Source organism: Nocardia sp. NBC_01009 (assembly GCF_045208035.1).
GTDB lineage: Bacteria > Actinomycetota > Actinomycetes > Mycobacteriales > Mycobacteriaceae > Nocardia.
Window position 1 is genome coordinate 3,138,489 of the sequence record NZ_CP108695.1, and the last position, 26,601, is coordinate 3,165,089.

Sequence of the window (26,601 nt, forward strand, 5' to 3'; positions counted from 1 at the left end):
ACGATGCCGACACGATTTCCTATCTGGACTTCCAGGGTGCCACTCGGTGTTAAGCGCGAGACCGTCGAAGCAGGGTTGGACCTGATGCTTCGAGTCGGTCTCGTCGAGGTGACGGCAACTGCCGACGGAGTCCAGTTCCAAGCCGGAGACGAGGCAGCGGCTGACGAGCTCGCCCTCACCATCGAGATCGTCAAACGCAGCGACACAAAAGGATTCGTCGTCCTCCCCCGCCGCTGGGTGGTCGAGTGGACCCTGGCCTGGATCTCTCGGCGCCGCCGCCTGGTCCGCGACTACGAACGACTACCCGAACACCACGAAGCCCTCGTGACCTGGTCGATGATCATCCTGATGTCGCGGCGCCTGGCCCGCACCCGGCAATGAATCACCCACCGCACCAGCATTATTCGGCGATCGTGAACACCCCAGAAGGCTCCTGTTCCAGCCAGCCACGCGCCACCAGGCGTTTCAGCTTCCCCCGCAACGACTCGACCTTCGACCGATCGACCCGATCGATACCCAGCTCGGCGGCGACCTGCCCGGCCCGCAACCCGCCACCGGACTCGGCGAACACCGCCAGGATCTCGCCGCAATCCTCCGGCAGCGCCGACGCGTTCATCCCCGCTGCCCGCTGCGGCACCAGCACCAACCCGATCGGCGATCCATCCGGAATCGGCTGCGACGCAACCGTTCCCGCTCTACCGGCCGAATCTTCGCCCACCTCGGGTGTGGTCGGTTCGGCGGTCTCGGCGCAGATCTCGCTCATCGGTTCCCGCGTGATCGCCAGCCGCGACAAGTGATGCTCCTCGGCATTCAGCTGTTCGGTCAGCTCCGCGATCTGGCGACGCAGCTGCTCGACTTGTTCAGCTGCGGCCGCCTCACGCCGGTGCAGCTCCTCACGCCACGACACCATCGCCGCCTACATCGCCCACCCCGCGTCGACGATAAACTCCTGGCAACCACCACAACAGTGGCCCAAGCGTTTTCGCAGGTCAGCCGACCCGGGTCGCTAAACGATCAGCTTGGCTCACAGGCACCAAGACGCGCACAGGGGGTGCCGCAGATCGTCCGCAGTCGGGACGGTTGCCACGCGCCGCCGCCCGAGATATCGGCGAAAGTTGCGCTGAGCAGGCATTTTGTGTGAAGGTGCTTCGGTGTAGAGCGGCCGGCGCGCGGCCGAGAGGGGGATCTGATGTCGGAGACTTTCAAAGTCGACCCAGCCGCAGTGGACACGTTCGCCGCGGCTTTGAAGACGCTGGCCGAGGCCAATGCGAATGTCGCGACCTATCTGGACAAGTGGCTGGTCTTGGACAACACCGTGTGGGGCGACGGCGGGCTCATCCGTATCGGGCTGAGCGCCGTTGCAGAGGCGCACAACAAGCTGAAGCCCAATTACGCCACCCTCGGCACCCTCTCCGAGGCTGCGGCGACCGAATTGACCAAGGTCGCGCAGGTTTACCGGACCACCGACGACGCGCGCGCCGACGAGTTGGACCGTACGTACCCCACAGGCAGCAACTGATGACCAAGACGCCGTCCGAGCACCTGGCGGAACCTTCGCTCGAGGACCCGCTCAACGACAGTTTCGAGTTCCTCATCACCTCGAACGCCATTTCGCCGACGTACTGGGCTTGTAAGTGGTGCGAAAACGTCCTCGGGACAGACCCGCTGAAGTGGCTCACCACCAAGATCTCCGGTGATTGGGAGGCCCTGCAGACGGCGGGCAAGGCGGTGGAAAACCTGGCTTCCTACAGCGCGAGCTTCTCCGAATCGGTCAAGTCCGCCGCGACGACTGTCGACGCGACGTGGGACGGTAACGCGGCGACCAGCGCCCAAGCCTATTTCACGAAGCTCTCGGCAGCCATTTCCGCGCAGGTCGAGCCATTGAAGGAGATGGCGACCGAGATCAACCGCTTCGCGTCGACGGCGTACCACCTCTCCACCGCCATGAGTAATGCCTTGCAGACCTTGCTGGACTGGGGCGCCATGGCGGTGATCGAGTGGGCCGCGGCCGAGGCCTCCGCGCTCACCGGCGTCGGAATTTTCGCAACGGCGGCCCTGGTCGCCGCTGCTACCGCAACCACGGCGAAGGTGATCGCGGAATGGGGCCTGCTGGTCGAGAAGTTCAACGCCGCGTATGTAGCACTCGAGGCCATCGCCGGGGTCGGTTTCGGCGTGGTCGCGGTGGTCGAGTCCGCCGATATGCCGAGCCTGCCCACCGCCACCTACGACCACCCTGGAGCCTGAATGAACGCGCCCGAGCCGATTCATGATCTGGCCCATGGCGATCTCGGGGCCTCGCGCCAACTGTCCCGGGCGATTCGGGTGTTGATGGATACCGCCACCGATCCGCAATTGAAGGAGCAGCTGCGCGGTGTCCTCGAAGGCAAGGGCAGCGCACGCGAATTGATGCACAGCGAGGCATTCAATCGGGTGCTCGATCGCACGGTGCCCGCCGCCATGCAGCAGTTCGCGGACATGCCGGAGGAGGAACGGCAACGGCTGGCCGCCCAGGGCGAAGCCGAGTTGGTGCGACTCCGGTCTGAACCACTAGGGGACCAGCGGCCGTCGGACCGGCCGATGCCCCCTCCCGCGGATCGGCCGGCGCTCGCCGGGAACGCCGTTATCCCGGGCACCCGCAAGCCCAACCGCGATCGCATCGTAACCCCGACTGATGACGACGACGAGGACGACGAATACTTCCGCGACCGCCAGCAGCGCGGATGGCTGCAGTGACCCGGGCGCAGGTGGTCTTCGACACTGAGATCAACCCGGATTGGACGCCGACTCTCGCGACGGCACCGACGGAGCTCGTTGTCACCGAGCCGATGCCGGGGTTGTGCAGCGAGCACGGTTTCACCGCTATTGAGACCCGTTCCTTCGCAGTCAATTCCAGTGGCCCACTATCGGAGCTGCCGACACCGCGAGCCATGTTGCGCTCCATGAAACCCGGGCGGCGGGACCCCGTCCTGGCGCGCGTCCGCTTCGGCTGCCCGGCCTGCGAGTTCTGTCTCCACGAGGTCCGGCGCTTCCGTCGAATCGCGCTGCTGGCACTGCTGGCGATACCACTGGCAATCGCGGCCGTTCTCATCGTACGGGCGCTCGAACTCGAACCGCTCTATCTACCTTTGGCTTTCGTGATCGTGCCCGGATGCATGCCGATCGCATTGCTGGTGGCGATGCTGTCCTGGAGTCGCTCCCGCTATTTCGCCGATGTCTGGATGAACGAAACAGCCGACCAGCTGATCGTTTTCGCGCACCTGGATTTCGTGGCCGCGGTCGAGCAAAATCGGGCCGGGAATCGCTGAACGTCCCACCGGAGCCCACCACAACAGGGGCCCAAAGTCTTTCCGCAGCTCCGCCCACCGAAGCCACTAAACGATCAGTTTGTTCACAGGCACTTAGGTACCGGTCGGTGCGGATTCAATGCCGTCAAGATTCGTGAACAACCGCCGTCACAGTTGGTGAACCGAGCCACTGGGTCGACCGACGTCACAGTTCACCGATGATTGACGTCGGAATTCACCAGCGTAGCCAGACAGGACACGCGATAACGCGGCCGGACCCGGTTGTCCTGTCTCATTGGTTTTGAGGCAGTCTCGTTGATCTGAGGCATTTGCTGATTCGTCTCATGCACTCGAGGCATGGCGGATACGGTGAGCCGGTTCGTGCAGCGACGAGGGGCCGGGGTTGCCATGGCCGGTAGCGGTGTATCGGCGGTGACGGCTGCCAGTGGTCGAGCTGACTCATTCTCATTGCGGTACTTGGAGATCGGTCGTGCTGGCGCTGTTGAGCGGCGCGGTCCGTTGGCAGCCTGCTGGAGTACGCGGTTTGAGGATGCGCCGCCGGTGCGGCAGTTCCCGTCGCACAAGGGGCAGAAGAACTTTCCGGGTCTGTATTACGCCGGGTGCTCGGGCCGTCATGTGGGGTTCGAGTCGTGGCTCGAGCGTGATCACTTGATGATGCTCGACTATTCGCCACGAGTGAGATCTTTTGCTGCGCAGCCATTCTGGTTGTCCTGGCCCTCGGGTGGAAGGATGCGTCGTCACGCACCGGATTTCTTCGTCCGCTTGGTCGACGGTGGTGGTGTGGTGATCGATGTCCGGCCCGATGATCGGATCGAGCCCCATGACGCCGAGGCGTTCGCGGTGACCGCAACGGCGTGTGAATCGGTGGGCTGGGGTTATCGCCGGGTCGGTGTGCTGGATGCAGTGCTGGTGGCGAATGTGCGCTGGCTGGCCGGGTATCAGCATGCTCGGTGCCTGCGCGATCAGCATCGGGGCGCGTTGGAGGAAGCTTTCGCCGCGCCGCGGCCGTTGCTGGAGGGGGTCGAAACGGTCGGTGATCGGCTTGCGGTGCTGCCGTCGCTGTTCCACCTGATGTGGTCGCAGGTCTTGACCGCGGATCTGGAGTCCTCACCGCTGACTGGGGCGTCGATGGTTCAGGCGCCGAAGGGCGGCCGATGATGGTGTCAAGGCCGCCGCGACTGCGGGTGGGTTCGCAGGTCCGCCTGGACGGTGCTGCCTACATGGTCATCGCCCTGTCCGGCACCGGCGCCCGGCTGGCCGATGTGACGGGGATCGAGTGCGAGGTCGCGTTGCCGGAGTTGTTGTCCGCGAACGGTTTCGCGGTGGTGACGCGGTCACCGGCGGCGTTGCCGCCGCGCGGACTGCTCGACGATGTCTCTGCGGAGTTGGTCGAACAGGCGCGGTGGTGGGAACACCACATCGTCGAGGTGATCACTGGGACACCGCCCGAGGCCGGACGCACCGCGCGGCCCAAACCGGAATACGACCCGGCTACGCGCAGTCTTCGTCGCCGCGAGCTGGCGAAGGTGGACGAGCTGGCGCACAGTGAGAACGCGGTGCCGCTGAGCACATTTCAGCGGTTGCGGCTGGCTTACGAGAAGCAGGGCGTGTGGGGTCTGCTCGACCACCGCACGACGCAGCGTCCGGGCGCGCGGACCGACGAGCGGGTCCTGGCCGCGATCGGGAAAGCGGTCGCCGAGCAGACCGATCAGTCGACGGGCACGGTGACCAGGTTGCGGCGGCGGGTGGAGCAACTGCTGGCCGTCGACGGGGTGGATCCGGTGGTGGTGATGCCGGCGCGGGCGACGTTCTACCGGTTGGTCGAGCAGGTCGCGGCAGGCAAGCACACCTTCGAGTCGGCGCGCACCCGCCGGTCGTTGGCGCAGCGGCCCAACGGCCCGTTCGGCACGGTCACCGCGCTGCGCCCGGGTGAGTGGACCCAAATCGACTCCACCCCTTTGGATGTCCGGGTGGTGCTGGACAACGGCGTCGTCGACCGGGTCGAGCTGACCTGGATCATCGACCTTGCCACGCGCACGATCCCGGCGGCGGTGCTGCGGCCCACGACCAAGGCGGTCGATGCGGCACTGCTGCTGGCACGCGCGATGACCCCGGAACCGATGCGGCCGGGCTGGCCCGACGCGCTGCGGATGTCACGGTCGGTGCTGCCGCACCGGCGGCTCACCGCGATCGACGAGCGGCTCGAACACGCGGCCGCGCGGCCGGTGATCGTGCCGGAAACCATTGTCTGCGACCATGGTATGGCCTACATGTCCGCAGCATTTCGCAACGCCTGCCGCGCGATCGGCATCACCCTGCAGCCGTCCCACGAGGGCTCGCCTTGGGAGAAGGGCACCGTCGAAACCAGTTTCTCCGCAGTGGGCACCCTGTTCGCACAATACGTCGCCGGCTACGTCGGTTCCAGCGTCGAACGTCGCGGGCGCGACGCCGAGGCCGGCGCGGTCTGGTCGATGCTCGAGTTACAGGAACTCCTGGATGAATGGCTGGTCACGACCTGGTCGAACCGGCCCCACGACGGGCTACGGCACCCACTGATTCCGGGAAAAGCCTTGTCTCCGAACGAAATGTATTCCGCGCTGGTGGAAACCGCGGGATACGTGCCGGTCGGACTGGGAGCCGATGACTACATCGAACTGCTGCCGGTCCGCTGGCGGGCGATCAACGCCTACGGGGTGAAGATCGACCACCGCAGCTACGACTGCGCCGAGCTGACTCCTTACCGTCGTCAGCATTCAGGGGTCGATACTCGGAAAGGGTTGTGGGAGGTCCACTACGACCCTTACGACGTCACCCGGATCTGGGTCCGCAACCATCGCGACGGCGGCTGGATCCAAGCCCCATGGACACATCTACGCAGCGAGCCGACACCGTTCGGTGAACAAGCCTGGGACCACGCACGCCAGATGCTGGCCCGACGCGGTCAGGACCCGGCCACCGAATCCGAGATCGCTACCGCCGCAGCGGCATTGCTGGACAAAGCCGAGCATGGGACCGGGCGGGAGAAACCGACGAAGAAGGATCGCCGGGTCGCCGGCCGGGCCAGGGCGGTTACTGCCGCCGATCGGCGGCTGCCTCCACCGTCGCCCTCGCCGCCGCTGGAAGACAACCAGGACACCGATCAGCTTGCGAAGGTGATTCCGCTGGGGATCTTCGACCCATTCGAGGAAGCGAGAAAACGCTGGTGACAACCACGGCCGACAATGATGCGGCCACCCAACCCAGACGGCAGCTGACCACGCTGAGCGGATGGCGGCAATTCACCCTCGACCAGCCGATGATCCCCGAACTCCTACCACCTCCCGACCGAGCTGGCCTCGACGCCGATACGCGTGACCGTGACGAGGAGGACCGCATCGACTACCACACCCGGCTGACGGTGATCGCGACCTCGACGGTGAAAGCCGTTGCGCAGAAAGGCCGTCGGCTGACCCTGCTGAACCGGCACGCGGTCAGCGCGCGGCGCGGGCTGATCCTGTCCGGTGCCGCGGGCACCGGAAAGACCACCGCGATCACCCAGTTCGGCAAGATGCACGAAGTCGCCGACCGGCAACGCCACCCGCACTCCTGCGACCGCATCCCGGTCCTCTACGTCACCGTCCCGCCCGCCGCGACGCCACGGATGCTGGCCGCCGAGTTCGCCCGCTTCCTAGGCCTGCCCGTCACCCAGCGCGCTAACCTGACCGACCTCATCGAAGCGGTCTGCGGGGTCTGTTGCGACACCGGCACCAGCGTCGTCATCTGCGATGAGCTGCACAATATTTCGTTGGCCACCCGCGCCGGAGCCGAGGTCTCCGACACGTTGAAATACTTCTCCGAGCGCGTCCCGGCCACCTTTATCTACTCCGGGATCAACGTCGAACGCGAAGGGTTGTTCACCGGCACCCGCGGCGAGCAGATCGCCGGGCGTCACACCCTGATCGCCACCACCGGGTTCCCCTACACCGACGACTGGCGCAGCGTCGTCGCCTCCATCGAACACACTCTGCGCTTGCACAACCACCGACTGGGCACCTTGACCGGCCTGGACCGCTACCTACACCAGCGCACCGCCGGGATGATCGGCAGTCTGTCCGCGCTGATCCGCGAAGCCGCGCTCGACGCCATCCTCACCGGGACCGAGAAGATCACTAAATCCGCTCTCGACACCATCGACCTCGACCACGCCGCCCACACCAAATCCAGTTAGACGCACCAGCATTCGCGGAGATCGAATGATCATCGACAGCCTTCCCGCTCCACTGCCGGTCCGGCTCCGGCCAACCCCCGCAGAAACCGCCGAATCGTTCGTGCTGCGCCTGGCCGTTGCCAACCACCTCAAGCCCAGCCACCTACGCCGCCACATCACTCCGGGCCGACGGGGAATGGGCGCCATCGACCCCGACAAACTCGCCGCCGTCAGCGACCGAACCACTCCGGTCGTTCTGCGCATGTTCCCCGAACTGGCGGCACGCCGCCACCCTCCACGACGCCCCGGCGTTGCCACCGAACAGCGAAACCGCAGACAACGCAACGACGACGCCAAACGGCAGCGCTACGCCGCGATCCGCGCAGACGCGGCGGCCGGAATGCCAGGCCGGGCGATCGAACGCAAACACAATGTCGGCCACCGCACTATCCAAGCGGCGCTCAAATCTCCGGTCCCGCCAGCCCGCAAGGAATACCCGACCCGCGAACGAGCCCGCCTGCACGGGCTCATCCCGCACATCGACGCCGTCCTGGCCGCCACCCCGGCCATGCCGGTCCGCGAAATCTGGGAACACCTGCTCAACGACCACCACGCCGCGGTCACCTACGAATCGGTCCGCGGCTACGTCGCCAGCCGCCGCGGCCCGGCACCCCGACCACCCCTGTTGGTCATCGGCCACACCGAAACACCAGCGGTCACAGACCCAACTACGCCCAGGCAAGCGAGTTCGGTCGTCAGTCAGACCAGTTGGCGACAAAGATCGCTATACATGGACGGCCTAGCTGGTATCGGTATCCGATCCGCCACCGAAAGCGATGAACGGGCACTGGCCGCCATCGACTACGCCACCTGGTCGACGCAGGTGCATCCTGTCCCGCTTTGGCCGCTGGACACACTCTTCTTCAACGACGCGACATCACCGCAGAACGTCCTGCTCGCACACGAGGACAACCACATCCTCGGATACGTGAAACTCCGGCCTTCTCTGATGCCGGCATCGGGCGGACATGTCCAAGAGATCAACGGATTCGCCGTCGCTCCACACCATCAAGGACGCGGTATCGGCCACCTACTCCTCGATGCTGTCCACCAAGAAGCAATCGAACGCCGAGCCCGCCGGATCACCCTGCGAGTCTTGGGCACCAACACTCGCGCTCAGGCACTCTATCTCGCACACGGCTATTGCATCGAAGGCAGACTCGTCGGCCAGTTCCTGCTCGAAGACCGCTACGTCGACGACGTCCTGATGGCGCTCGAAACGTGCCCCACGATCGACGAAACAAGTCGCCGGACTGCTGTCTCACAAGACTGAGGCACCGCAGCTCAGCACCCGAACCCTGCCTCACGATCAAACGGAACAGGACATGTCGTACTTCGATATCGAGGGTTACCAACCGCAGTGGCTCAGCGGCCGCCGCGCGATCGCCACCGCTCATGGCCGGCGACTCCAGGCGCTGGTCGGGCGCCACCTCAACCGCGGGTGGCTCATCTGGGACCGCGACGACGATGAGTGGTTCGCCGACGGCCCGGTTCTGTTGGACTTCGAAGGCGAGCAGGTAGAGCTCAATCACCAGAAGTTCGCCGATCTATCCATCACCTGGAACACCATCGACCCCGTCGTGCAGGCCAACTGGTCGAACGGCGATGACGATGACCCGGACGTCCATACCTTCCATTTGAGCTGGCGGCATGACACCTGCCGCGAGTTGGCGGCCCTTGAAGGCCGGCAACTGCAAGCGGTCGAGTTGCTCGAGTGGACCGGCGGGGATATTGCCAACGGCATGGTCGCGGTCAGTTTCATCTTTGCCGACGACCGGGTGACGATCAGCAACGGAATGGACGAGAACCAGCTGGAATTCCGCGCGCCGCCAGCCGAATATCGCAGCCACCAACTCCACAACTGACATCGGCAGCCACCGCACCGAACTCCACCACGAACTGACCCTCGAAATGCGTCTCCAGCCACGGATACTTGCCTCAGATCAGTGAGACACGCTGCAGGACTGCAAGTCTCATACACCTGAGGCACCGCAGGTCAACGCCCACACCCTGCCCATGATCAACGAGACAGGACACCGGTGTCCTTTGCGAGTTGGCCTGACACATTGCCAGCGTGTCTGACGCAAACACGCGGTTTCTGCCACCAACTCTGACGCAGGTTGTTGGTAGTTACCTGCCTGGAGTGGTCGTCGTGGGTCGTGTTGTCGCCGCTGCGAGCGGGGTTGACGAGGACTGCTGGGCCGAGTTCATCAGCGCGGCCGCTGCACTTTCAGGATTCGCGGGCTGCGATTGCGGCTTGGATTCGTCGTAGCGTGCGCAGGCCTTTCTTCGCGGCGACGCTCACCATGCCGTCGAAGACTGTTGAGCCCCGGTCTTGGGCCATCAGCCGTTCCAGCGTCGGCACGGCACGATCGTCGCCGGTCGAGCCGAGCGCGACAGCCGCCCAGTATCGCTGGTCCGGGTCGTCGCTGTCGGCCGCCTCGCACAGCCTCGGGATGACGTTCGGGGCGAATTTGGCCAGCGCGCTGGCGATATAGCCGATGCGGTAGTACCGGCGGTTCTCGAGTTCGTCCCATAGTGCGGCCAGGGCTGCATCGCCACCGATCATGCCGAGGGCCTCGGCGGCACGTTCGCGCATTCCTGCGATCGAGTCCTGCAGCAGGGGTGTGAGTGCCGGGACGACCGATTCGTCGCCGAGGGTGCCCAGAGCGATCACCGCTTGCTCTCGAGCCATCTGCTGTGGGTGGTCCAGCATCGCGACCAAGCCGGGAACCGCGTCGCGGAAGCCGAGCGCCGCGCAGCCCATCGCGGCCCATGCCTGGCAGTTGTATCGAGTGTCGGCGAGTGACGCGAGCAGTGGTGCCTTCAGAGTGTCGTCGCCGAAGACCGCCGCCTGGTTCAACGCCCGGCTGTAGAGCGACCGGTGGTAGTCGGGATAGTCGCGGACGAGCGCGCACAGTGTTTCCTTGGCGGATGTGTCGCCGTCAGCAGCTCGCGCGAGCAGGTGCCGCAGATTTTCCTCGCGGGTCTCGAGATCGCCGTCTTTGAGGCGTCGCGCATCGGCTGGGTTCACCGCTCAACGGTACCTGGCGATGATCTCGTCCCCGGCCACGTTTTGGGTGGTCGGCGCCGCCGGAAACGCACGTGAACCTGGGCGGTGACTTGCGTCGGCAATCTGACAGAAGACCAGCGGTCACGATCTGCCACATACCTGACACACTGCAGGTCACCGCGCTGGATCTGCGTCCCGTCATCTGGCATCGGACACCCGGGCAGATTTTAGAGCAACGGACCAGGCCCGATCGGTCCCGCCAGCGGCTAGAGGCCATGCGGAATGTACTGGCTCCAAGACGTATTCCGATTCCGATTGCCTGCACGGATATCGTCGACTCGTTGCCGCAACCGGTCAGCGTGTTCTGCTGACGCCGTCTGTCGATTCCAGTGCGATCCTGACCCGGTAGTTCCGGGCGAACGCTGACCCACCCTGTGACGAATCATGAGGTGCTCAACGTGGAGGATTGGGCGGAAATCCGCCGATTGCATCGGGCCGAGGGAATGCCGATCCGGGCCATCGCCCGGCATCTGCACGTCTCGAAGAACTACTGTGAAGAAGGCGCTTGCCTCGCACGAACCACCGAGATATCAACGGGTGTCGAAGGGTTCGTCGGTGGATGTTTTCGAGCCGCAGATCCGGGTGCTGCTAGCGGAGTTCCCGGACATGCCGACGACGGTGATCATGGAACGGGTCGGTTGGCAGCGCGGCAAGACGGTGTTCTTCGAACGGGTGCAGCAGCTGCGGCCGTTGTTCAAGCCACCGGACCCGGCCTCGCGCACCGAGTATGAGGCTGGTGAGTTCGCTCAGTGCGACTTGTGGTTCCCGCCAGCTGATATCCCGCTGGGGTTCGGTCATGTCGGCCGACCACCGGTGCTGGTCATGGTGAGTGGGTATTCGCGGGTGATCGCCGCGGTGATGCTCCCGACCCGGCAACGCCCGGATCTGCTGGCTGCGCATTGGGCGTTGATCTCGCATTGGGGTCGAGTGCCGCGAGCGCTGGTGTGGGACAACGAATCCGCAGTCGGACCATGGCGCGGTGGCAAACCCCAGCTGACCGACGCGTTGAACGCCTTCAGAGGAACCCTCGGCATCAAGATAATCCAATGCCGTCCCGGCGATCCTGAAGCCAAAGGGCTCGTCGAACGCGCGAACGGTTACCTCGAGACCTCGTTCCTTCCCGGTCGAAGCTTCACTGGCCCTGATGATTTCAATACCCAGCTCGCCGAGTGGCTTGACCGGGCCAACCAGCGCCAGCATCGGCTGTCGACCTGTCGACCTGTCGATCGTTGGTCTGGCGATCGAGCCGCGATGCTCGAACTGCCGACCGGTCGACTCGGTCGTTGGGTGGCGGATATCGACGCGGCTGCCTCGCGACCATTACGTAAACCCTTCGGCCGATGGGGTGAGGTGTTCGGCGACGACATCGTTGCCGCGGCCATGATCGACCGCCTCGTCCATCGCGCCGAGGTCATCTCCCTCGAGGGAGACAGCTACCGCCTCGAGGACCGCGACCTCGGACGCGTCTCCGCGGCCAAGACCAACGACTGACTAAACGCGCGATAGGCGGCATGACAGTGCGTTTGTGTCGCGTGGTTCGAGGTTGACGGCAGGCATCGGCGAGCTCGCGCGCGGCACACTTGTCCAGTGGCTTCGAGACAGCACTACGCCGCGCTGAATATCGTTTCGCCGGGTCAGGACTCCGCGCGGCGATTTCATAGCCGGCGGCGTCTCGTTTCTCGGGTTTCAGCCCCGCAGGGTAACGATGGCCTTCTCGATGCGCCGTTGCCGTGTGTCGGGCTTCTTCGCGCTCTCGATGGCGTGCACGTGCTCGCGCTTGCGGCTGTAGGCGAGGTTGTCGTAGGCGGTGCGGGCGACAGGGTCGTCGTCCAGGGCTTGGGCGAAGTCCGGGGGCTCGACGACGACGCGCGGCTGGGTGTCGAGCTCGACCTCGACCTCGACCTCGTCGCCGATCGCGACACCGACGGCCTGCCGGTTGGCGTTGCTGAGGCCGAGCAGGTAGCGGCCGCGCATGAGGGCGACCCGGCTCTTCCAGGAATGCCCGTTGATCGTGATCGTCACTGGCGGCCGCGCGCCCTCTCCGAGCGCTGCTACCACCTCGGACGGAACTTCCAGGCCCCGCATTGGCTCGGGTGGCTCGACGTGGGTCCGAAACTTCATGATCTTTCTCCTGTTGTTGTACCGGCTCACCGCGGATCCGGCCCGTCCGGCTCCGAGAGCCGCTCCCACTTCCTACACCGGGACCATCGCCGTGTCCGGGACGGCTGCGGCATGCACCGCGCCGTCCCGGGGGGCCATTAGGCAAGAGAACGCGGTTACTCGGCGTAGGGCTGGTCGGTTCCCTGGGCGCTGTAGCCGAGACTCCAGACATAGCCGTCCGGGTCGGCGAAGGTGCCGCCGTACCCGCCCCACGGCAGCGCACCGGCGGGCTTGAGGATGGTGGCGCCGGCCTTCTCGGCCTCCGCCATGATCTCCTCGACCCGCGCCTCGCTGCGGACGACGTAGGTCAGAACCAGCCCGCTGAAGCCGCTGCCTTCCGGGTCCGTGCCCACCTGGCCGGCCAGACCCTCGCGACCGTAGAAGCCGACCGGTGAGGCGCCGTCCGATTCGAAGAACACCGAGATGCCGTAGTCGTTCTTGATCTTCCAGCCGAGCCCCTCGGTGTAGAACTGCTTGGCCCGGTCCATGTCCCGGACACCGAGGAGGATCGAGCTGACGTGCGCTTTCATGTCTTACTCCTTGCATTATGGAGGTATACGTACCGGTCAATCGGTATGACAGGACCGGATGAGGAAGGTAACCGGTGGTTGAGCAGGACTGGCTGAGCGAACGGTTCGACCAGCTCAGGCCGTTGCCTCCCACACGTACCCGTCCGGGTCGGTGAATGAGCCGATGCCGCTGTCCATGACGATGCGGTGCGATCCGCTGCCTTCCTGCGAGACCCCCGCCTCCTTGGCGGCAGCCTTGCGCGGGTACAACGCCAGGGTGACCGGCGAGCCCGAGTCCGCGAACTCGGCGTACTTGCCGCCGAAGCTCTTCGATGCCGTCAAGCCGCGATCGACATAGAACTGCTTGCTGGCCTTCACATCCGTCACGCCCATCAGCAACACCAGGTCGTCGATTTCGCGGGTGAACGGGCCCACGTTCTTCTTCTTCGAGGTGGCGATCTTCCAGATCGTGCCCTCCGGCGCCTGCACCACCGCGCTGTAACCCCACAGGCTCTTCTTCGCGGGCTCGAGGACGGTGAACCCGGCGTCGACCGCGGTGCCGACGAGGCTGTCGACGGTGGAGGGCTGCGACACCACCAGCGACAAGATGAATCCACGGAAACCTGTAGCCGGCGCCGCCGAAGCCCGGAACCCGAGCCGGTCACCCAGTCCGAACGCGGCGTCGTAGATCACGGCAGCGGCCTGGGGATCGGCCACCTCGAGGTGAACGTTGATGCCGGTGCCGATGGTCGCGTTGATTTCCATGCTCATAACGCTAGACACGGGCCGCCACGGTCACATCCGTGCCGACCACGGAACACACCACTGAGCTGAGACCGTGGGAATACGGGCAAACCCACCGCCCCCGCGCGACGTCGGCCCCGGACCCGATGAACCATGCCGTTTCAACATTGTGCGACAGCCTCACTGCTGAACTCGGCTCGCCGACGCGGCAGACAACCGATCCCGTAATCAAGACCGCCTGGGAACTGCCGGAAGTGGTCATCTGCCTGAGCCCCCTGACCGGGGCAGTCGATCTCGTGTCAAGAATCCGTTGTACCAGCAGTGGCTGGATCAATTATCGATGTAGCGGCCGCGCCATGAGTGAGCGTCACACCGCGCTCAACTCGGCATTTCCGGACGTCCACGTAGGCGGCCGGGTCCCGATTCGCCCGGAAGATACGGGTCACGTTCGGACCGGAGTTGACAAGTGGCGAAAACCGTTCACAAAGACACGGCCGCCGGTGCTCCACCCACGCACCGGGCGTGGGTGGTCGTTCGCCCCGGACTTCATGGCCACGATGGATCTGCTGTTACTGACCGGATGGATGAGCGGTTCGGGAGGATCACATCGGATACACCGGGTGTTTGCGCGGGTTGAACTCCGGCTTGACCGGCGGCTTTCCGCGCAATAGGTGCAGTGCGCGCCGGATCTCCAGACGGGTGTGCGCCGGTTCGATGACCGCGTCGATGTAGCCGCGTTCGGCGGCAATCCACGGGGTGGCGATCGTCTCGTTGTACTGGTTGATCATGAACTCGCGCGCTGCTGCCCGATGCTCTTCCGGCACCGCCGCCAATTGCCGCCTGCCGATGAGGTCGACCGCGCTTTCGGCGCCGATCACCGCGATCCGGGCCGTCGGCCAGGCGAAACTGATATCGGCACCTACCTGCCGGGCCGCCATCATGCCGTAGGCGCCACCGTAGGACTTGCGCACGACCAGGTTGATGATCGGGACCGTCGCCTCGATGATCGCGCGCGGGACCCGGCCGCCGCGGATGATCACACCATTGGCTTCCTGCTCGAGGCCCGGCAGCACGCCCGGGGTGTCGGCGACGAACACCAGCGGGATATTGAACGCGTCGCAGAGCCGGATGAAGTAGGTCGACTTGTCCGAGCAGGCGGCGTCGATGGAACCACCCAACACCAATGGCTGGTTGGCGATCACACCGACCGGATATCCGTCGACCCGGGCAAACCCGGTGATCAGATTCGGGGCGAACGCGGCACGGATCTCGTGGAATTCACCGTCGTCGAAGATCCGTAGCAGGATCTCATGCATGTCATAACCGGCGCGATCGGAATCCGGGATGATCGTGTCGAGCTCCCGATCGGAAGCAGTGATCTCCGGCTCCAGACCGGGGTTCACGATCGGCGGTTGCTCGAGACAGCTCGTCGGCATGTAGCTCAGGTAGTTGCGGGCCCAGTCGTAGGCTTGCTGCTCGGTGTCGGCCACGTGATGCAGGGTGCCGCGTTCGGCCTGTACCTTGGCGCCACCGAGCTCCTCGGCGGTGATGTCCTCGCCGTTGACGGCTTTGATCACCTCCGGCCCGGTGACGAACATGTAGGAATCCTTGGTGCCGATGAGCACGTCGGTGTTGATCGGCCCGTATACCGAACCCGCGGCGCACTTGCCGAGAATGATCGACACCTGCGGCACATACCCGGACAGTTTCTCCAGCACCCGGGAAATATCACCGAACGAAGCGATCGAACCGACCGCGTCCTGGATACGCGCACCGCCGGAATCATTGATCGTCACCACCGGGCACGCGGTGTCGAACGCGAGTTGCAGCGCCCGCATGAACTTGCGGGCGGACGTGATACCGACCGACCCGCCGTAGACGGTCTGATCGTGGGCGATCACCACCACCGGACGGCCCCCGATCAGCCCGCGACCGGTGACCAGCCCGTCACCGTAGAGAGCATCAGGTTGGCCGGGCTGACGAGCAAACGCACCGGTCTCGAGGAACGTCCCGCGGTCGAGCAGCATGTCCACACGCTGGCGAACGCTCGGAATGCCCTTCTTCTCCCGCTTGGCGGCACCGGCCTCACCTGCCGGTTCCGCAGCGATCGTCAGGATCTTGACCAGTTCATCGATCTTCGCCTGGGTACCTGCCACGCTCGCTGCCACCTTCCAAACCGACTGTTGTGCCGTCGCGACGTTAAGCCTGTATCGACACGGAACGTGTCATTGAACCGGATATACGGGATAAATCACAGTCGAGGTCGGGCGCACATCACTTCTCACCCAACAAGTTCGAACACAGGCAGAGGTATGCCTCTCGCTGACCACCTCGAGAGGCCGCCCAGCAGCGGCGGGATGCCGCCCCTCAGGCCAACCTCTCTTATCCGCAGGCTGCAAACCCGATGCCGCACACATGAGCCCGCCGTCGGTCGGCTAGTGGCCACTGACCGCCGACCTGGTTAGGCGGCGGGCAATGAGCAGGCGCACAACGCGCGCTCGATCGAGTCCGGAGATCGGATGAGCGGCCACTGCCAGACGTCGATGACCGCGTGCTGCGCGGTCTGAAGTTCGCTGCGGCGCTGCCGGACACTATCGGCTGAAGTAGCGATTGGTAATGCATCGATGGCCGCGGCGTACGCAATCCAATAGACTCACTCACCAGAAAGGTTCTCCTCGAACTCGATCCTTCTTCCCTCAGCAAGAAGAACTATCGCTGTTCAGAGCACCTTTCGCGATTTCAAGAACGCCACGTCCCCTCTGCTGCAACCCTGCGTGGATATCCTCAGGAGGAGCAGGCCGAGGCCATGCAACGCGAACGCTCGCTGTTGTACGTCGCCGCCAGCCGGGCCCGCGACGAGCTGGTGGTGACCTGGAGCGGGAGGCGGTCGGAGCTACTCGGCTGGTCGGGGTGCACGATCGGGGCGATTTCCGCTGTCGATAGCTCGGCATTCTGTGTCTTCATGCTTATTGACTGCGTTTGCCGCCGTCGCCGTCGTGCGATCGCAGGGGCGTGATTTCCATGCACACGGCGGGCTTCACTGCGGCGCGGCCGCGTTCAGAAGCCCCTCGATATGATCCGCCAACGATTCTCGCCTAGCTCGAGAGCGCTGGCGAGCTATGATCGCGGATCAGCTGCCCTACTGGGCCGCAATTTGAATCGAGAAAGAAATGACCGCCTGGAAATGACTTCGCGAAAAATCTTCCAGAGGTGTGTGATCTCCACGCCTCGATGTCCGCGAGACTTGCATCGGGGTCACGGTTGCCTGCAATTGCGACGATGGGGCAGCTGACGATTGCGTCCGTAGTGCACTCGTAGGTCTCGATAGCCCGGTAGTCGTTTCTGGTGGTCGAGAGGATAATTTCCCGAAATTCAGGATCCTCTAGCAATGCCGGTGGTGTGCCGCCGACGCTCAGTAATTGTTCACATAGTTCTCGATCGCTCAGCAGGTGCACGGTCCCGGGTTGCGTTGACGAAGGGGCGCGCCGACCGGAGGCGAACAGGACTCTCGCGGTCGCTCCCACTTCCTGTTCGAGCCGCCTGCAGGCCTCGAAAGCTACGACAGATCCCATACTGTGGCCGAAGATGGAAAAGCTCTCGGCGTCCTCGACCGTTTCGATCAGCTCGGGCAGCAGGCCGTCGACGAGGTCTGAAATTCTGTCCACGAGCGGTTCATGTCTTCTGTCCTGTCGTCCCGGATACTGAACAGAGAGAACGTCATATTCCGATCCTATGCACTTGGCCAATGGTCCGAAAGATATGGCGGAGCCGCCGGCGTGGGGAAAGCAGACCAATTTATGGGATCCATTCCCTGGGGAGGGGGATAGGCGCCGCAGCCAGCTATTACCCATAGGTTATAGAGCCTTTCGTTAGATTTAGTGTAACCATCTTAAATGTAACCCGGGAAGCTAAATCATGCCCATCGGGGTCTGCCGTCGAGACCGCTCTGGGGCCGGTGGTACTTGTACTAGTCCTGCCATTCCTCGAGTTCGGCGTCAAAAAACAACCGGACTCGACCACCGGGTGGTCTCGTCGTCGGGGACCGGTCATCGGCGCACCGCCGAAGCGCCGGAGTGCAGCGACCGGGCGTGTGGGGAATCCACTCGATCAGCGGATCCAGCCAGCGGCCGAGTCGGCTGGGGGACCATGGTCGATGGTGGTGGTCAGGCCGCGGACGTGTGGCCATGCCTTGGCAAGTGCGAGTAGCTGGCGCAGCTCCGCGGTGAGATCCCGTGCCCCCGGTTGGACTTGGTGGGGCGTGAACCGGCTCGCGCTCGGGGGGTGCCCGGCAGCTTTGGTGGCAATGGCCTCGGCGATGCGGCGGGCATAGAAATGTGGGTCACCGCCTGTAACGGCCAGATCGTCAGGGCTGTCGCTGTAGCGCTCGAGATGCAGCAGGCTGTCGCGGATCTCGACCGTCATGCGGTGCAGACGGATGGCCGGGTCTGTTCGGCCGTTGTGGTCGCGCCGCATCTCTAGGACGATTTCGGGTACGGCTGCGGTGAGATCGGCCCACATCGGCCGTAGGCGGCGGCAGTATCGGCCGGTGCGGTCCCATCCGATGTGGGTGAGCAGGGTGCTGATCAGCGGCACGGTGATCGTGGCGGGAGCGCCGACGGCAGAGAGAAGGAAGGCGCTCCATGCTTCCCAGCGCATTTCGGGGTCGAATGACGGTTGGCCTGTCATGAGACTGATGATGGTCCCGAGCGGGTATCCAACCGCTACGATTCCCAGGCCCACTGTGGTGCCCAGGACCGCTGTGTACAGTGCACGTTCCTGCCAGGTGGTGTCGCCTGCGGTGCGCATCTCGCGCACACTTACCCGGCCGAGGAGCAGGGCTGTAGCGCCGAGCGGCAGGGAAAGCGCGACGCAGACCACGACAGCTGGCCAGCCGAGGGCTTGGTCGATCAACTGGTCGGCGTGGCGGGCGGGCGTCCCTGCGATCAGGATGGCGGCGGTGGCGGTGATCGTGACTAGGTAATAGCGCCGCTGCCTGCGCCACGTGTGGGCGGGATCGGCGCCTGCCCACAACTTGGCAAGGCCGTAGATATTCGACATGGTCAACACGGTTGCTCCCAGCGAGAGCTGTCGGGCGATGTTCACCACGTCGCTGTCGTCGCCGGGCAGCAGCCAGGCCAGTGACTGTTCGAACCAAGCCTCCCGTAACAGGTTTTCGACGAGAGCGGCGGCGAGCCCGCGGTTGATGAGCCGGTCGATGATGCTGTCCCGCAACAGCCACCACCGACCGGCGAGCACCAACGTCATACCGGTCAGGACGGGCCAGGTGATCAGACCCGGGATCGGGGAGGTCATCTCATCGATGCCGGTTTCGGAAGAACGTCGAGCGGAACCGGCTCGCCGACCGCTTCGGCAGCATCGCTTCGACCAGCAGCAGGTCGGCGAAGGTTTCGGCGTCGCGCTCGCGTTCACTGCCGTAGTCTTGGCGGCGCAGTACGCTGCGGATGGTTTCCAGCGACAGCGAGGGCATCAATTCGCGCAACGGCAGATCAGCCGCGGCACCACCGGAACCGCTCGCAGTCCCTCCGTGGCCGAGCAGCATGTGACCGATCTCGTGGGCGATGATGTGATCGGCATGCCATGCGGTGTCGGCCCCGTACATGATCACGTCGTCGCCTTCCCGGGCAATCCACAGGCCGCTTCCGGTGCCGCATCCGTTACCCAAGAGTGCGCCGACGTCGATCGGGCACAACGTGATCGGCCGTCCCCGGTACTCTGCCACCCGCGCGATGTATTCCGTTATGTCCCATGGGTGGGGGATCGGTACCAGGCGACCCAGCTCCTCGAATCGCGCGGCGAGATCCTCCACTACGCCTTCCCCTCGTTGATCACGTGACCTATGCCGATATTGCGGTGAGCGTAGTCGCCTCCGGAGCATGTTGTTGGACAGTCTATTTCGCGGGCTTCTCCACCTTTGACCCGTCCTGCTCGAGATCTTCCTTTACGTGTCTTCGACTCGACTGCGGCGCGCCTGGTTCCATCTGATGCGGTGACTAGCAGCACAGGGAGACCCAGTGTGTCGGGGTGATCGTCAGCGGGCTGACGGGTGAGTCGACCTTGCTGCGGACGGGGGTGTTGCGCAAGCATTCTCGTATCCGCCTTCGCGGGATCGGCCGCAACATCATCGGCCTTGATTCGCTCATGCTCTTGCGCTGGCAGTGCGAACCACGCCGCCGCGGCCTGTCCACCCTGCACGGTTACGAGCACATGCCTGCCTGCCCGGCTGGGGCGACCGGCGGTTGCGCGGGCTGTCCCGTCCACGGTATCCAGCGACCGGATGCTCGGCAGCTGACACCTGGGACGGGCGCTCAGCCCTTCCAGCGATACCGAGTCTTCGGCCGCCCTGCCCTGCCGTAATCAGCTCGGCACTCGGCCAGCCCGTCGTCGGCCAGTTTCTCCAGGTTGCGCCCTGAACCCATTCACCAATCGTGCGTTGGTTTCAGCTCTGCCTTTGCTTCTGCGAGGAGGTCGGATTGCAGCGACGAGCAATGAGCCCACCAGTCAGGGTAGGTCACAGGGTCCCGAACGGCGTCGTGCAATCCCCGGGCATGAGCAACTACGCGGTCCCGCAGAGCGTCCGAACAGATGATCTCGACCCGCTTCTCTGCTAGCCAAACGCTTTCGATCAGTGGCTTCATGTCGGCGGGGGTACCTCCGCGCTCGCGGATATCGAGTTCTCCCTGCAGTCGCTGCGTTGTCTCGAAGTAGTCGATGATCGCTGACTTCACCTCTTCTCTGCGGGCAAGGCGACTCTCCGCGCGGAACTTGAGCTTCGCGGCACGCGCCGAACTCCGTTGCACCATAAGCGTTGCCGATGAGCCGAGCCCCGCGCCGAGTAGTGGTAGCAGGCCCGTAACCAACGTTGAAACAACCCCTGTCGACATGACTCCAATTCTCGCAATCGGCTGCCCATCTCGATCCTGATTGCCCACTATCGCCGGTCACCAGCTCGAGAGACGGCTGGAGCGGCAACAAGCAGGATGAGCTGGTGGGTGGTGGATGCACACCACCCACCGCGGGAGATCGGTCGACTGTCGGTCGGAGTGATCGCGAGTTTGTGGGCGGTGTCCTCGTGGAAGACCGCGAGTTACGCCTGCACTGGTGGGGCGATCTCGCTGGGTTGGAGGTGCGGGACTATGTCGTCAGACATGCGACACAGTCCGAGCCCGGCCCGGTCCCACGCATGCGCGAACGGACTCGATCACGAGGAGGCCGGAGGGCCGGAAAGTGTCGCGTGGTGGTTCGATCCATTGCCTGATGGCTCCGGATTGGATAGTCGGCGATGGCAACGCCACGGTGCCTCCGTCCCGGATCACAGATGCGTTGTGGCGGAACAGATCAGCGAAGAGCGGCACATCGTCGGGTACGTCGGGCCGGATCAAGAAGGTCCACCGGTTCGACCGGGGATGCGACAGGATCGGACCGATGGCGGCTCCGCGTCGGCCCATGTCGTGTTTGACCGACTGGCCCAGTGGTGCGGGCATCGTCAGTGCCCAGACGTGTGTGGCTTTCATGATGATGCGCCCCAGGCTCGGCGGATCTATGGTCGCGGGCAGATCGCATACCCGCCGATAGAAGACGCAACGGGATACCGGAGAATCCCCGAACGGTATGTGGTCCATCGGGTTTGGCCTTTGCTCAGTTCGACAGGGGGTTGGGTGCGCCTGGTGCCACGGACGCGACAGGCAAGCGCAGGGTTGATCCGGTTGCGATGGGTGGGCCGGCGCCGCACTGATGGTGCTCGGCGGCGTGCTCATCACGCTGCTGTTCGAGTGCGTCAACCCCGAACTGCGGAATCCGCCGGCCGTGCCCCGCTGACCGAGCATCGGATCGTCTTGCTCGGTGGGGGCACAGCCGGCATCGGCATCGCCGACCAACTCCGCGCCGTCGTGACCGTCGATGGGCACGGCCGCGACCAGGGGCGGTCGCGATTCTGGTGCATAGACCGCTATGGCCTGCTCACCGAGGGCATGCCCGGGTTCCGTGGACTTCCAGGTCCCCTACGCTCGCCCTGTCGCCGGGGTCCGCGAATGGGATTAGTGCGCAACAGCATCCGTCGTCGGCCTGGCCGAGGTAGCACTCGCGTGCATCCGACGGTTCTCATCGGCACCGCCACCGAGCATGGCGCATTCCCCGAGGCGATCGTGCGGGACATGCCCTTACCGAGGGACGTTTTGCCGACGGTGCCGCCGGGAAGGACAGGATCGCCGCCGGAATTTGTCTTGTGCCAGCTCTTCAAAGGAAATCGGAGAGAACCTCGTTGAAGCGCTCCGGTTCCTCGGAGAACGGCGCATGACCGCTGTGCTCGAACCGCACTGCCTTCGCAGCCGGCAGTTGCCCTGCGAGCCATTCTTCGAGTGCACCGGGGAAGATTTTGCTGCGCGCGCCGTAGATCAGCAGTGCGGGCACGGTCACCTCGGGCAGGACCGAGCGGAAGTCCGCGAAGGCCATGTCGTACCAAATGGCACATGCCGCCGACGTCGACATCTTCGTCGTCTCCGCATACACGGCGTCGATCACCTCGTCGGGCGGTGTTTCGGCGAAGCAAGCAGCGATGAACGGCTTGACCACCGACGGCCGGGCGTGCTTCACCGCCTGCACGAACACGGCGAGGTCGCTCTGGGAGTAGCCACCTTGCAGCGGGAACTCCCACCCTGCCGAGTCGAGGAAACGCGGTGACTGATCTACGAAGGTCACCGACCGCAGCTGCGCACACCCGAATTGTTGAATGTAGGCGAGGATCACCGCGGTGCCCATCGACCACCCCACCAGGGACACGTCCTCGAGCGAGAGATGCTGGAGCAGGCTACGGATGTCACGCGCGTACTGCGCCAGGGTGTGGCCCTCGTCGGTTTTCCCGGAGGCACCGTGCCCACGAAGATCGACATTGATCACCCGATTCCCCTCCGACAACGCAGGCACGTTCTGTGCCCAGAAGGTGGTGTTCATCGTCCAGCCGTGAATAAGCACGACGGGACGACCGGCACCGTGATCCTCGTAGTACATCGGCACACCATCAGGCAGTTCCAGGTAAGGCATCAACAACCTCCAGCTCGTGAGAAGAAGTGCTCCCACACGATGGCGTGCCTGCAGTCGCAAGGCCAAGGTGGACAGCAGGGGTTGCATCAACGTTGCAGCGAGAGGCAACCCGTTGTCAGACCATGGCGACGTGCTTACTCTTGTTTCGAGCCCGATGAACGCCCTGACACGGCGGCCGGCGGGACCACTCCGAATCGACCGGAATACCACGAGGCGAACGCATTTGGTGACAGGGCAGACGCAGTTGATGCGTGCAGACGTGCGCGCCTCATGGGATCGTGCACAACGTCGAGGTCTGCATCCGGACCGGCATCTGCCCGATGTCGGTTTGGCCGAAGACGAGGTCCGGACCTGGCGCAGGGACCATCAGATGGCTTCGGTATGGCCGATACTGTTCGCGAGCCTGGAGAGTGCCGCGTTCGAACCGGGTCACGTGTTGTTCGGTGGCGACGCCGACGGCCATCTGCTGTGGGTCCAGGGTGATTCCACGACTCGCCGGGTGGCGGAACGAGCAAACCTTGTCCCAGGAGCACGATGGCACGAAGCCGAAGCCGGTACCAATGGTGTCGGCACGGCCCTGGCCCTCAGCAGACCTTTCCAAGTCCGCGGAACCGAGCACTACCTGTCGGTTGCCGCGGACTTCACCTGCACCGCGGCACCCATCAGAGACCCGGTCAGTGGTGCGGTGATCGGTGTCGTCGACGTCACCTGCAAGCTCCGCAACATGAATTCGCTTGCGCTGCCGCTGGTTACCACAGCAGCGCGACTCGCGGAGGCGCATCTGCGTGATCTCGCCCGGCAACGTCATGCCGAGATACTTACCCGCTACCGCGACCGCGTCCTCAATCGTGTCGGCGGCCACTGTGCTTTGATCTCGCAAGAGGGGCGGTTGTTGGATGCCGCTCCGTCGAGTTGGCTGCCTGCTAACTGGCCCGTACCGGTGATAGAGGGCGAAACCGAATTACCCGATGGACGTAGGGTCGTTGTCGAACGACTCTCGCTGGGCGGACCGTTCTCCGTCTATGCCCTGCCGGACCACGCTGCTGGCCGACAAGCCCCACACGTGACCTCGCTGGGCCGTAACCGCGCCGAACTGTGGATGGATGGGGTCGTCCATGAGCTCAGTCTCCGGCACAGCGAGCTGGTGGTGCTCCTGCTCGCCAACCCTGATGGATTGACTGCGGCGGCATTGGCCGAAGAGCTGTACGGGAATGCCGGAAAAACAGTGACGGTGCGCGCGGAGCTCGCCCGGCTTCGACGAATCGTCGGCTATCGCCTCTCGTCGGATCCGTACCGCCTGGACAGCCGAATCCGTACCGATTTCCAGCAATTGGAAGCAGACGTCGCGAATGGCTCTGTGGGCGATCTGCGGAGCAGATATCCAGGCCCGCTGCTACCGGGATCACAGGCCCCCGGCGTTCGGCGGATACGACAGCGACTCCACAATCGGCTGCTGCCCGATCGTCCGGCGAACTAGCGGCTGGGGGTTCAGGCCCCATCCGCTGTGGATCACGTCACGAGCATGCGCTGCGGTCTCGTAAAGGGGCTTCGCTCACTGCGTTGCGCTTCGAGAAGGATTTCGTAAGTCGCTGGGTGAGGCGCAGTTCATCCGTCGCGGCTGAAAGCTCGATAGCTGCCCCCGACAAGTTGCGAACGACTCGCGTCGAACGGGCTCGGCTTCTCTGACGGCCTCTACCAGCGGTCAGGCGAATGCCCCACCCAAAGGTGCGAAGAACTTCTCGGACCGCGGCTGCGTCCGGAGGCTCATAGAGAGCTGACTGTGCCGACGTACGCGGCAAGCCGCTGCTTAGCGAGGAGGTTGCCCATCCAGTGCGGGCGATAACGGAAAAGGAGAGTACATAGTCCTTTCCACTCCCAATATATAGCGCACTGGCGGGCTTGCGGCAAGGCCCGGGTTGTGCGGCATACTCGTCCGCCGAAGCCAGAACCTGCGGAAATTGGAGTAATGAGTGACGGACATCGACGTAATCATCGTGGGCGCGGGCCCGAGTGGCCTGATGCTGGCCGGTGAGCTACGCCTGGCCGGAGTGCGAACGCTGGTACTGGAGCGGCAGCCGGAGCCGCGAGACACCCCGAAGGCCAGCGGTATCGGCGGGCGGATTCTGGACTTGCTGCGCTACCGAGGCATTCTGGACCGATTCGAAGCAGCCAGCAGCGCCCCCCACGTGGCTCCCCGATTCCCGTTCGGCAATGTGTATTTGGACCTCACGCAACTGGTAGATCCCCCGATGCGGGCGTTGCCGCTCCCACAACGGGAAATCGAGCGACTACTCGGCGAACGCGCCCTTGAACTCGGCGCCGACATCCGTCGCGGACACGAGGTGGTCGGTGTGAGCCAGGACGATGCCACGGTGACCGCGGACGTGCGGGGGCCGGACGGGCCGTATCAGGTAACCGCCCGATACCTGGTGGGCTGCGACGGCGGGCGCAGCCGGGTCCGCGATATGGCAGGCATCCCGTTCCCTGGCATCACATATCCGGAGGTCAACCGGCTGGCCCAGGTCGCCGTGCACGATTCGGTGACCGTGCTCGACAACGGCGACATCGACGTCCCCGGGCTGGGCACGATCCATGCGGGTTTCACCCGAACAGACCGCGGTGTGTTCGCGTTCGCGGTCATGGACGGGATGCTGTCGATGCAGACCACCGAAGACGAGTCCACCGAATACGACGACGACGAGCCGCTGACCATGACCGAGCTCGCCGACAGTGCTCGCCGTGTGCTCGGCGCGGATCTCCCCTTGGGAGAACCGATTCGGCTGTCGCGCTACACCTTCAAGGATCGGCAGGTCGAACGATACCGCGATGGGCGGATCATGCTGGCCGGCGATGCGGCCCACCTGCTTCCCGCCACCGGCACGGCGCTCAATGTCGGCATGCTCGACGCGGTCAACCTTGCCTGGAAGCTGGGCGCCGATATCCACGGCTGGGCGCCGGCCGGCCTGCTGGACACGTATCACGACGAGCGTCACTTCGCCGGCGCACGTGCACTGAAGCAGACCCGGGCCCAGGTGGCACTGCGGCGCGGACAGGACCTGGCCGCTGAGGCACTGCGGGAAGTCTTCCAGGAACTGCTTCTCGACGAGCCGGCATTGCGTCGCATGGGAGCCCTTGTCGGCCACGCTGACATCCGCTATCCGATGCCGGGCTCCAATCACCATGCCTTGACCGGCACCTTCGCACCCGACCTCACCCTGCACACCGACCAGGGCGTCACCAGCGTCGCGGAACTCATGCACACCGCGCGGCCCATCCTCCTCGATCTCGCCGACCGCCCTGAGCTCCGCGAGGTCGCCGGTGACTGGCAGGATCGGATCGAAATCCGCATCGCAAAAACCGATGACCGACCGGCCGACGCCGTTCTGATCCGCCCGGATGCCCACATCGCCTGGGCCGCAACGATCGACGAACCTGCCGATACCGCCGCGCTCGCGCTGCGGGATGCGCTCTCCGGCTGGTTCGGCGCACCCTGAAAACAGGAGTGCC

24 protein-coding genes and 3 pseudogenes are annotated in these 26,601 nt (G+C 64.5%); 15 read left to right on the forward strand and 12 right to left on the reverse strand.

The features are described from left to right. Positions 1-177 precede the first annotated feature (177 nt). Positions 178-381, forward strand: a pseudogene (locus OHA42_RS13895) (transposase); the annotation flags it as partial. 19 nt (positions 382-400) lie between these two features. Here OHA42_RS13895 and OHA42_RS13900 read toward each other — a convergent pair. After that, a complete protein-coding gene (locus tag OHA42_RS13900; RefSeq protein WP_406237337.1) occupies positions 401-910 on the reverse strand; it encodes a hypothetical protein in 510 nt (169 codons plus the stop codon). Positions 911-1,189: 279 nt separating this feature from the next. Between OHA42_RS13900 and OHA42_RS13905 the strand changes: the two genes are divergently transcribed. The 9 genes from OHA42_RS13905 (at position 1,190) to OHA42_RS13945 (ending at position 9,416) form a co-directional block, all read left to right on the forward strand. Then, positions 1,190-1,519, forward strand: coding sequence for a type VII secretion target (locus tag OHA42_RS13905; protein WP_406237339.1), 330 nt, complete (start codon positions 1,190-1,192; stop codon positions 1,517-1,519). Further along, positions 1,519-2,244, forward strand: a complete 726-nt coding sequence (locus OHA42_RS13910; protein WP_379062702.1) for a WXG100 family type VII secretion target — start codon at positions 1,519-1,521, stop codon at positions 2,242-2,244. Before OHA42_RS13905 ends, OHA42_RS13910 begins: the two co-directional genes overlap by 1 nt. Continuing rightward, the gene (locus OHA42_RS13915; protein ID WP_406237341.1) at positions 2,245-2,733 is read left to right on the forward strand and encodes a hypothetical protein; all 489 of its coding nucleotides are present in this window, start codon (positions 2,245-2,247) and stop codon (positions 2,731-2,733) included. After that, the gene (locus OHA42_RS13920) at positions 2,721-3,305 is read left to right on the forward strand and encodes a hypothetical protein (RefSeq protein ID WP_406237343.1); all 585 of its coding nucleotides are present in this window, start codon (positions 2,721-2,723) and stop codon (positions 3,303-3,305) included. Before OHA42_RS13915 ends, OHA42_RS13920 begins: the two co-directional genes overlap by 13 nt. A gap of 387 nt (positions 3,306-3,692) precedes the next feature. Then, a complete protein-coding gene (locus OHA42_RS13925; protein ID WP_406239343.1) occupies positions 3,693-4,463 on the forward strand; it encodes a TnsA-like heteromeric transposase endonuclease subunit in 771 nt (256 codons plus the stop codon). Further along, the gene (locus OHA42_RS13930) at positions 4,460-6,511 is read left to right on the forward strand and encodes a Mu transposase C-terminal domain-containing protein (protein WP_406237345.1); all 2,052 of its coding nucleotides are present in this window, start codon (positions 4,460-4,462) and stop codon (positions 6,509-6,511) included. Before OHA42_RS13925 ends, OHA42_RS13930 begins: the two co-directional genes overlap by 4 nt. Then, positions 6,505-7,512, forward strand: a complete 1,008-nt coding sequence (locus OHA42_RS13935; protein WP_406239345.1) for a TniB family NTP-binding protein — start codon at positions 6,505-6,507, stop codon at positions 7,510-7,512. Before OHA42_RS13930 ends, OHA42_RS13935 begins: the two co-directional genes overlap by 7 nt. Before the next feature lie 25 nt (positions 7,513-7,537). Further along, positions 7,538-8,824 carry a GNAT family N-acetyltransferase gene (locus OHA42_RS13940; RefSeq protein WP_406237347.1) on the forward strand — a complete coding sequence of 429 codons (1,287 nt, stop codon included), beginning with the start codon at positions 7,538-7,540 and terminating at the stop codon, positions 8,822-8,824. 52 nt (positions 8,825-8,876) lie between these two features. Further along, a complete protein-coding gene (locus OHA42_RS13945; RefSeq protein WP_406237349.1) occupies positions 8,877-9,416 on the forward strand; it encodes a hypothetical protein in 540 nt (179 codons plus the stop codon). Between the two features lie 365 nt (positions 9,417-9,781). Here the strand turns inward: OHA42_RS13945 and OHA42_RS13950 are convergent, their stop codons facing one another. Continuing rightward, a complete protein-coding gene (locus OHA42_RS13950; RefSeq protein WP_406237351.1) occupies positions 9,782-10,585 on the reverse strand; it encodes a HEAT repeat domain-containing protein in 804 nt (267 codons plus the stop codon). 423 nt (positions 10,586-11,008) lie between these two features. Between OHA42_RS13950 and istA the strand changes: the two are divergent. Together istA and OHA42_RS13960 are read left to right on the forward strand one after the other, a co-directional pair. Continuing rightward, positions 11,009-11,833, forward strand: a pseudogene (gene istA / locus OHA42_RS13955) (IS21 family transposase); the annotation flags it as partial. A 117-nt stretch (positions 11,834-11,950) separates the two neighbouring features. Next, a pseudogene (locus OHA42_RS13960) lies at positions 11,951-12,115 on the forward strand (ATP-binding protein); the annotation flags it as partial. Positions 12,116-12,310: 195 nt separating this feature from the next. On the opposite strand, the gene OHA42_RS13965 reads toward OHA42_RS13960, so the two are convergent. The 9 genes from OHA42_RS13965 to OHA42_RS14005 form a co-directional block, all read right to left on the reverse strand. Beyond that, positions 12,311-12,745, reverse strand: coding sequence for a YdeI/OmpD-associated family protein (locus OHA42_RS13965; RefSeq protein WP_406237353.1), 435 nt, complete (start codon positions 12,743-12,745; stop codon positions 12,311-12,313). Positions 12,746-12,900: 155 nt separating this feature from the next. Beyond that, on the reverse strand, positions 12,901-13,314 hold the full coding sequence (locus OHA42_RS13970; RefSeq protein ID WP_406237354.1) for a VOC family protein: 414 nt from the start codon (positions 13,312-13,314) through the stop codon (positions 12,901-12,903). 114 nt (positions 13,315-13,428) lie between these two features. Then, positions 13,429-14,058 carry a glyoxalase gene (locus tag OHA42_RS13975; protein WP_406237355.1) on the reverse strand — a complete coding sequence of 210 codons (630 nt, stop codon included), beginning with the start codon at positions 14,056-14,058 and terminating at the stop codon, positions 13,429-13,431. A 581-nt stretch (positions 14,059-14,639) separates the two neighbouring features. Next, complete coding sequence (locus OHA42_RS13980; RefSeq protein WP_406237357.1) at positions 14,640-16,193, reverse strand: acyl-CoA carboxylase subunit beta; 1,554 nt, start codon at positions 16,191-16,193, stop codon at positions 14,640-14,642. Between the two features lie 628 nt (positions 16,194-16,821). Next, complete coding sequence (locus OHA42_RS13985; RefSeq protein WP_406237359.1) at positions 16,822-17,001, reverse strand: hypothetical protein; 180 nt, start codon at positions 16,999-17,001, stop codon at positions 16,822-16,824. A 131-nt stretch (positions 17,002-17,132) separates the two neighbouring features. Continuing rightward, positions 17,133-17,888, reverse strand: coding sequence for a thioesterase II family protein (locus OHA42_RS13990; protein ID WP_406237360.1), 756 nt, complete (start codon positions 17,886-17,888; stop codon positions 17,133-17,135). Between the two features lie 256 nt (positions 17,889-18,144). Continuing rightward, the gene (locus OHA42_RS13995; RefSeq protein ID WP_406237362.1) at positions 18,145-19,350 is read right to left on the reverse strand and encodes an MAB_1171c family putative transporter; all 1,206 of its coding nucleotides are present in this window, start codon (positions 19,348-19,350) and stop codon (positions 18,145-18,147) included. A gap of 1 nt (position 19,351) precedes the next feature. Continuing rightward, on the reverse strand, positions 19,352-19,864 hold the full coding sequence (locus tag OHA42_RS14000; RefSeq protein ID WP_406237363.1) for a hypothetical protein: 513 nt from the start codon (positions 19,862-19,864) through the stop codon (positions 19,352-19,354). 610 nt (positions 19,865-20,474) lie between these two features. Next, positions 20,475-20,939 carry a hypothetical protein gene (locus OHA42_RS14005; RefSeq protein WP_328410842.1) on the reverse strand — a complete coding sequence of 155 codons (465 nt, stop codon included), beginning with the start codon at positions 20,937-20,939 and terminating at the stop codon, positions 20,475-20,477. Between the two features lie 522 nt (positions 20,940-21,461). Here OHA42_RS14005 and OHA42_RS14010 point away from each other — a divergent pair. Next, on the forward strand, positions 21,462-22,319 hold the full coding sequence (locus OHA42_RS14010) for a malic enzyme-like NAD(P)-binding protein (RefSeq protein WP_406239347.1): 858 nt from the start codon (positions 21,462-21,464) through the stop codon (positions 22,317-22,319). Here the strand turns inward: OHA42_RS14010 and OHA42_RS14015 are convergent. Continuing rightward, complete coding sequence (locus tag OHA42_RS14015; protein ID WP_406237365.1) at positions 22,291-23,094, reverse strand: alpha/beta fold hydrolase; 804 nt, start codon at positions 23,092-23,094, stop codon at positions 22,291-22,293. The genes OHA42_RS14010 and OHA42_RS14015 overlap by 29 nt on opposite strands. A 226-nt stretch (positions 23,095-23,320) precedes the next feature. On the opposite strand from OHA42_RS14015, the gene OHA42_RS14020 reads away from it, so the two are divergent. Next, positions 23,321-24,571 carry a GAF domain-containing protein gene (locus OHA42_RS14020; RefSeq protein WP_406237367.1) on the forward strand — a complete coding sequence of 417 codons (1,251 nt, stop codon included), beginning with the start codon at positions 23,321-23,323 and terminating at the stop codon, positions 24,569-24,571. Between the two features lie 493 nt (positions 24,572-25,064). Beyond that, complete coding sequence (locus tag OHA42_RS14025) at positions 25,065-26,588, forward strand: FAD-dependent monooxygenase (protein ID WP_406237369.1); 1,524 nt, start codon at positions 25,065-25,067, stop codon at positions 26,586-26,588. Positions 26,589-26,601: the final 13 nt, after the last annotated feature.

Excerpts from the sequence above, each read along its gene's own strand:
- OHA42_RS13915 (WP_406237341.1), top strand. The coding sequence starts at position 2,245 with ATGAACGCGCCCGAGCCGATTCATGATCTGGCCCATGGCGATCTCGGG.
- OHA42_RS13900 (WP_406237337.1), bottom strand. The coding sequence starts at position 910 with ATGGTGTCGTGGCGTGAGGAGCTGCACCGGCGTGAGGCGGCCGCAGCT.
- OHA42_RS13925 (WP_406239343.1), top strand. The coding sequence starts at position 3,693 with ATGGCCGGTAGCGGTGTATCGGCGGTGACGGCTGCCAGTGGTCGAGCT.
- OHA42_RS13945 (WP_406237349.1), top strand. The coding sequence starts at position 8,877 with ATGTCGTACTTCGATATCGAGGGTTACCAACCGCAGTGGCTCAGCGGC.
- OHA42_RS13905 (WP_406237339.1), top strand. The coding sequence starts at position 1,190 with ATGTCGGAGACTTTCAAAGTCGACCCAGCCGCAGTGGACACGTTCGCC.
- OHA42_RS14015 (WP_406237365.1), bottom strand. The coding sequence starts at position 23,094 with ATGCCTTACCTGGAACTGCCTGATGGTGTGCCGATGTACTACGAGGAT.
- OHA42_RS13975 (WP_406237355.1), bottom strand. The coding sequence starts at position 14,058 with ATGGAAATCAACGCGACCATCGGCACCGGCATCAACGTTCACCTCGAG.
- OHA42_RS14010 (WP_406239347.1), top strand. The coding sequence starts at position 21,462 with ATGCGACAGGATCGGACCGATGGCGGCTCCGCGTCGGCCCATGTCGTG.
- OHA42_RS13930 (WP_406237345.1), top strand. The coding sequence starts at position 4,460 with ATGATGGTGTCAAGGCCGCCGCGACTGCGGGTGGGTTCGCAGGTCCGC.
- OHA42_RS13965 (WP_406237353.1), bottom strand. The coding sequence starts at position 12,745 with ATGAAGTTTCGGACCCACGTCGAGCCACCCGAGCCAATGCGGGGCCTG.
- OHA42_RS13995 (WP_406237362.1), bottom strand. The coding sequence starts at position 19,350 with ATGACCTCCCCGATCCCGGGTCTGATCACCTGGCCCGTCCTGACCGGT.
- OHA42_RS13990 (WP_406237360.1), bottom strand. The coding sequence starts at position 17,888 with ATGGGTAATAGCTGGCTGCGGCGCCTATCCCCCTCCCCAGGGAATGGA.
- OHA42_RS13920 (WP_406237343.1), top strand. The coding sequence starts at position 2,721 with ATGGCTGCAGTGACCCGGGCGCAGGTGGTCTTCGACACTGAGATCAAC.
- OHA42_RS13940 (WP_406237347.1), top strand. The coding sequence starts at position 7,538 with ATGATCATCGACAGCCTTCCCGCTCCACTGCCGGTCCGGCTCCGGCCA.
- OHA42_RS13910 (WP_379062702.1), top strand. The coding sequence starts at position 1,519 with ATGACCAAGACGCCGTCCGAGCACCTGGCGGAACCTTCGCTCGAGGAC.
- OHA42_RS13970 (WP_406237354.1), bottom strand. The coding sequence starts at position 13,314 with ATGAAAGCGCACGTCAGCTCGATCCTCCTCGGTGTCCGGGACATGGAC.
- OHA42_RS14005 (WP_328410842.1), bottom strand. The coding sequence starts at position 20,939 with ATGTCGACAGGGGTTGTTTCAACGTTGGTTACGGGCCTGCTACCACTA.
- OHA42_RS13985 (WP_406237359.1), bottom strand. The coding sequence starts at position 17,001 with ATGAAGACACAGAATGCCGAGCTATCGACAGCGGAAATCGCCCCGATC.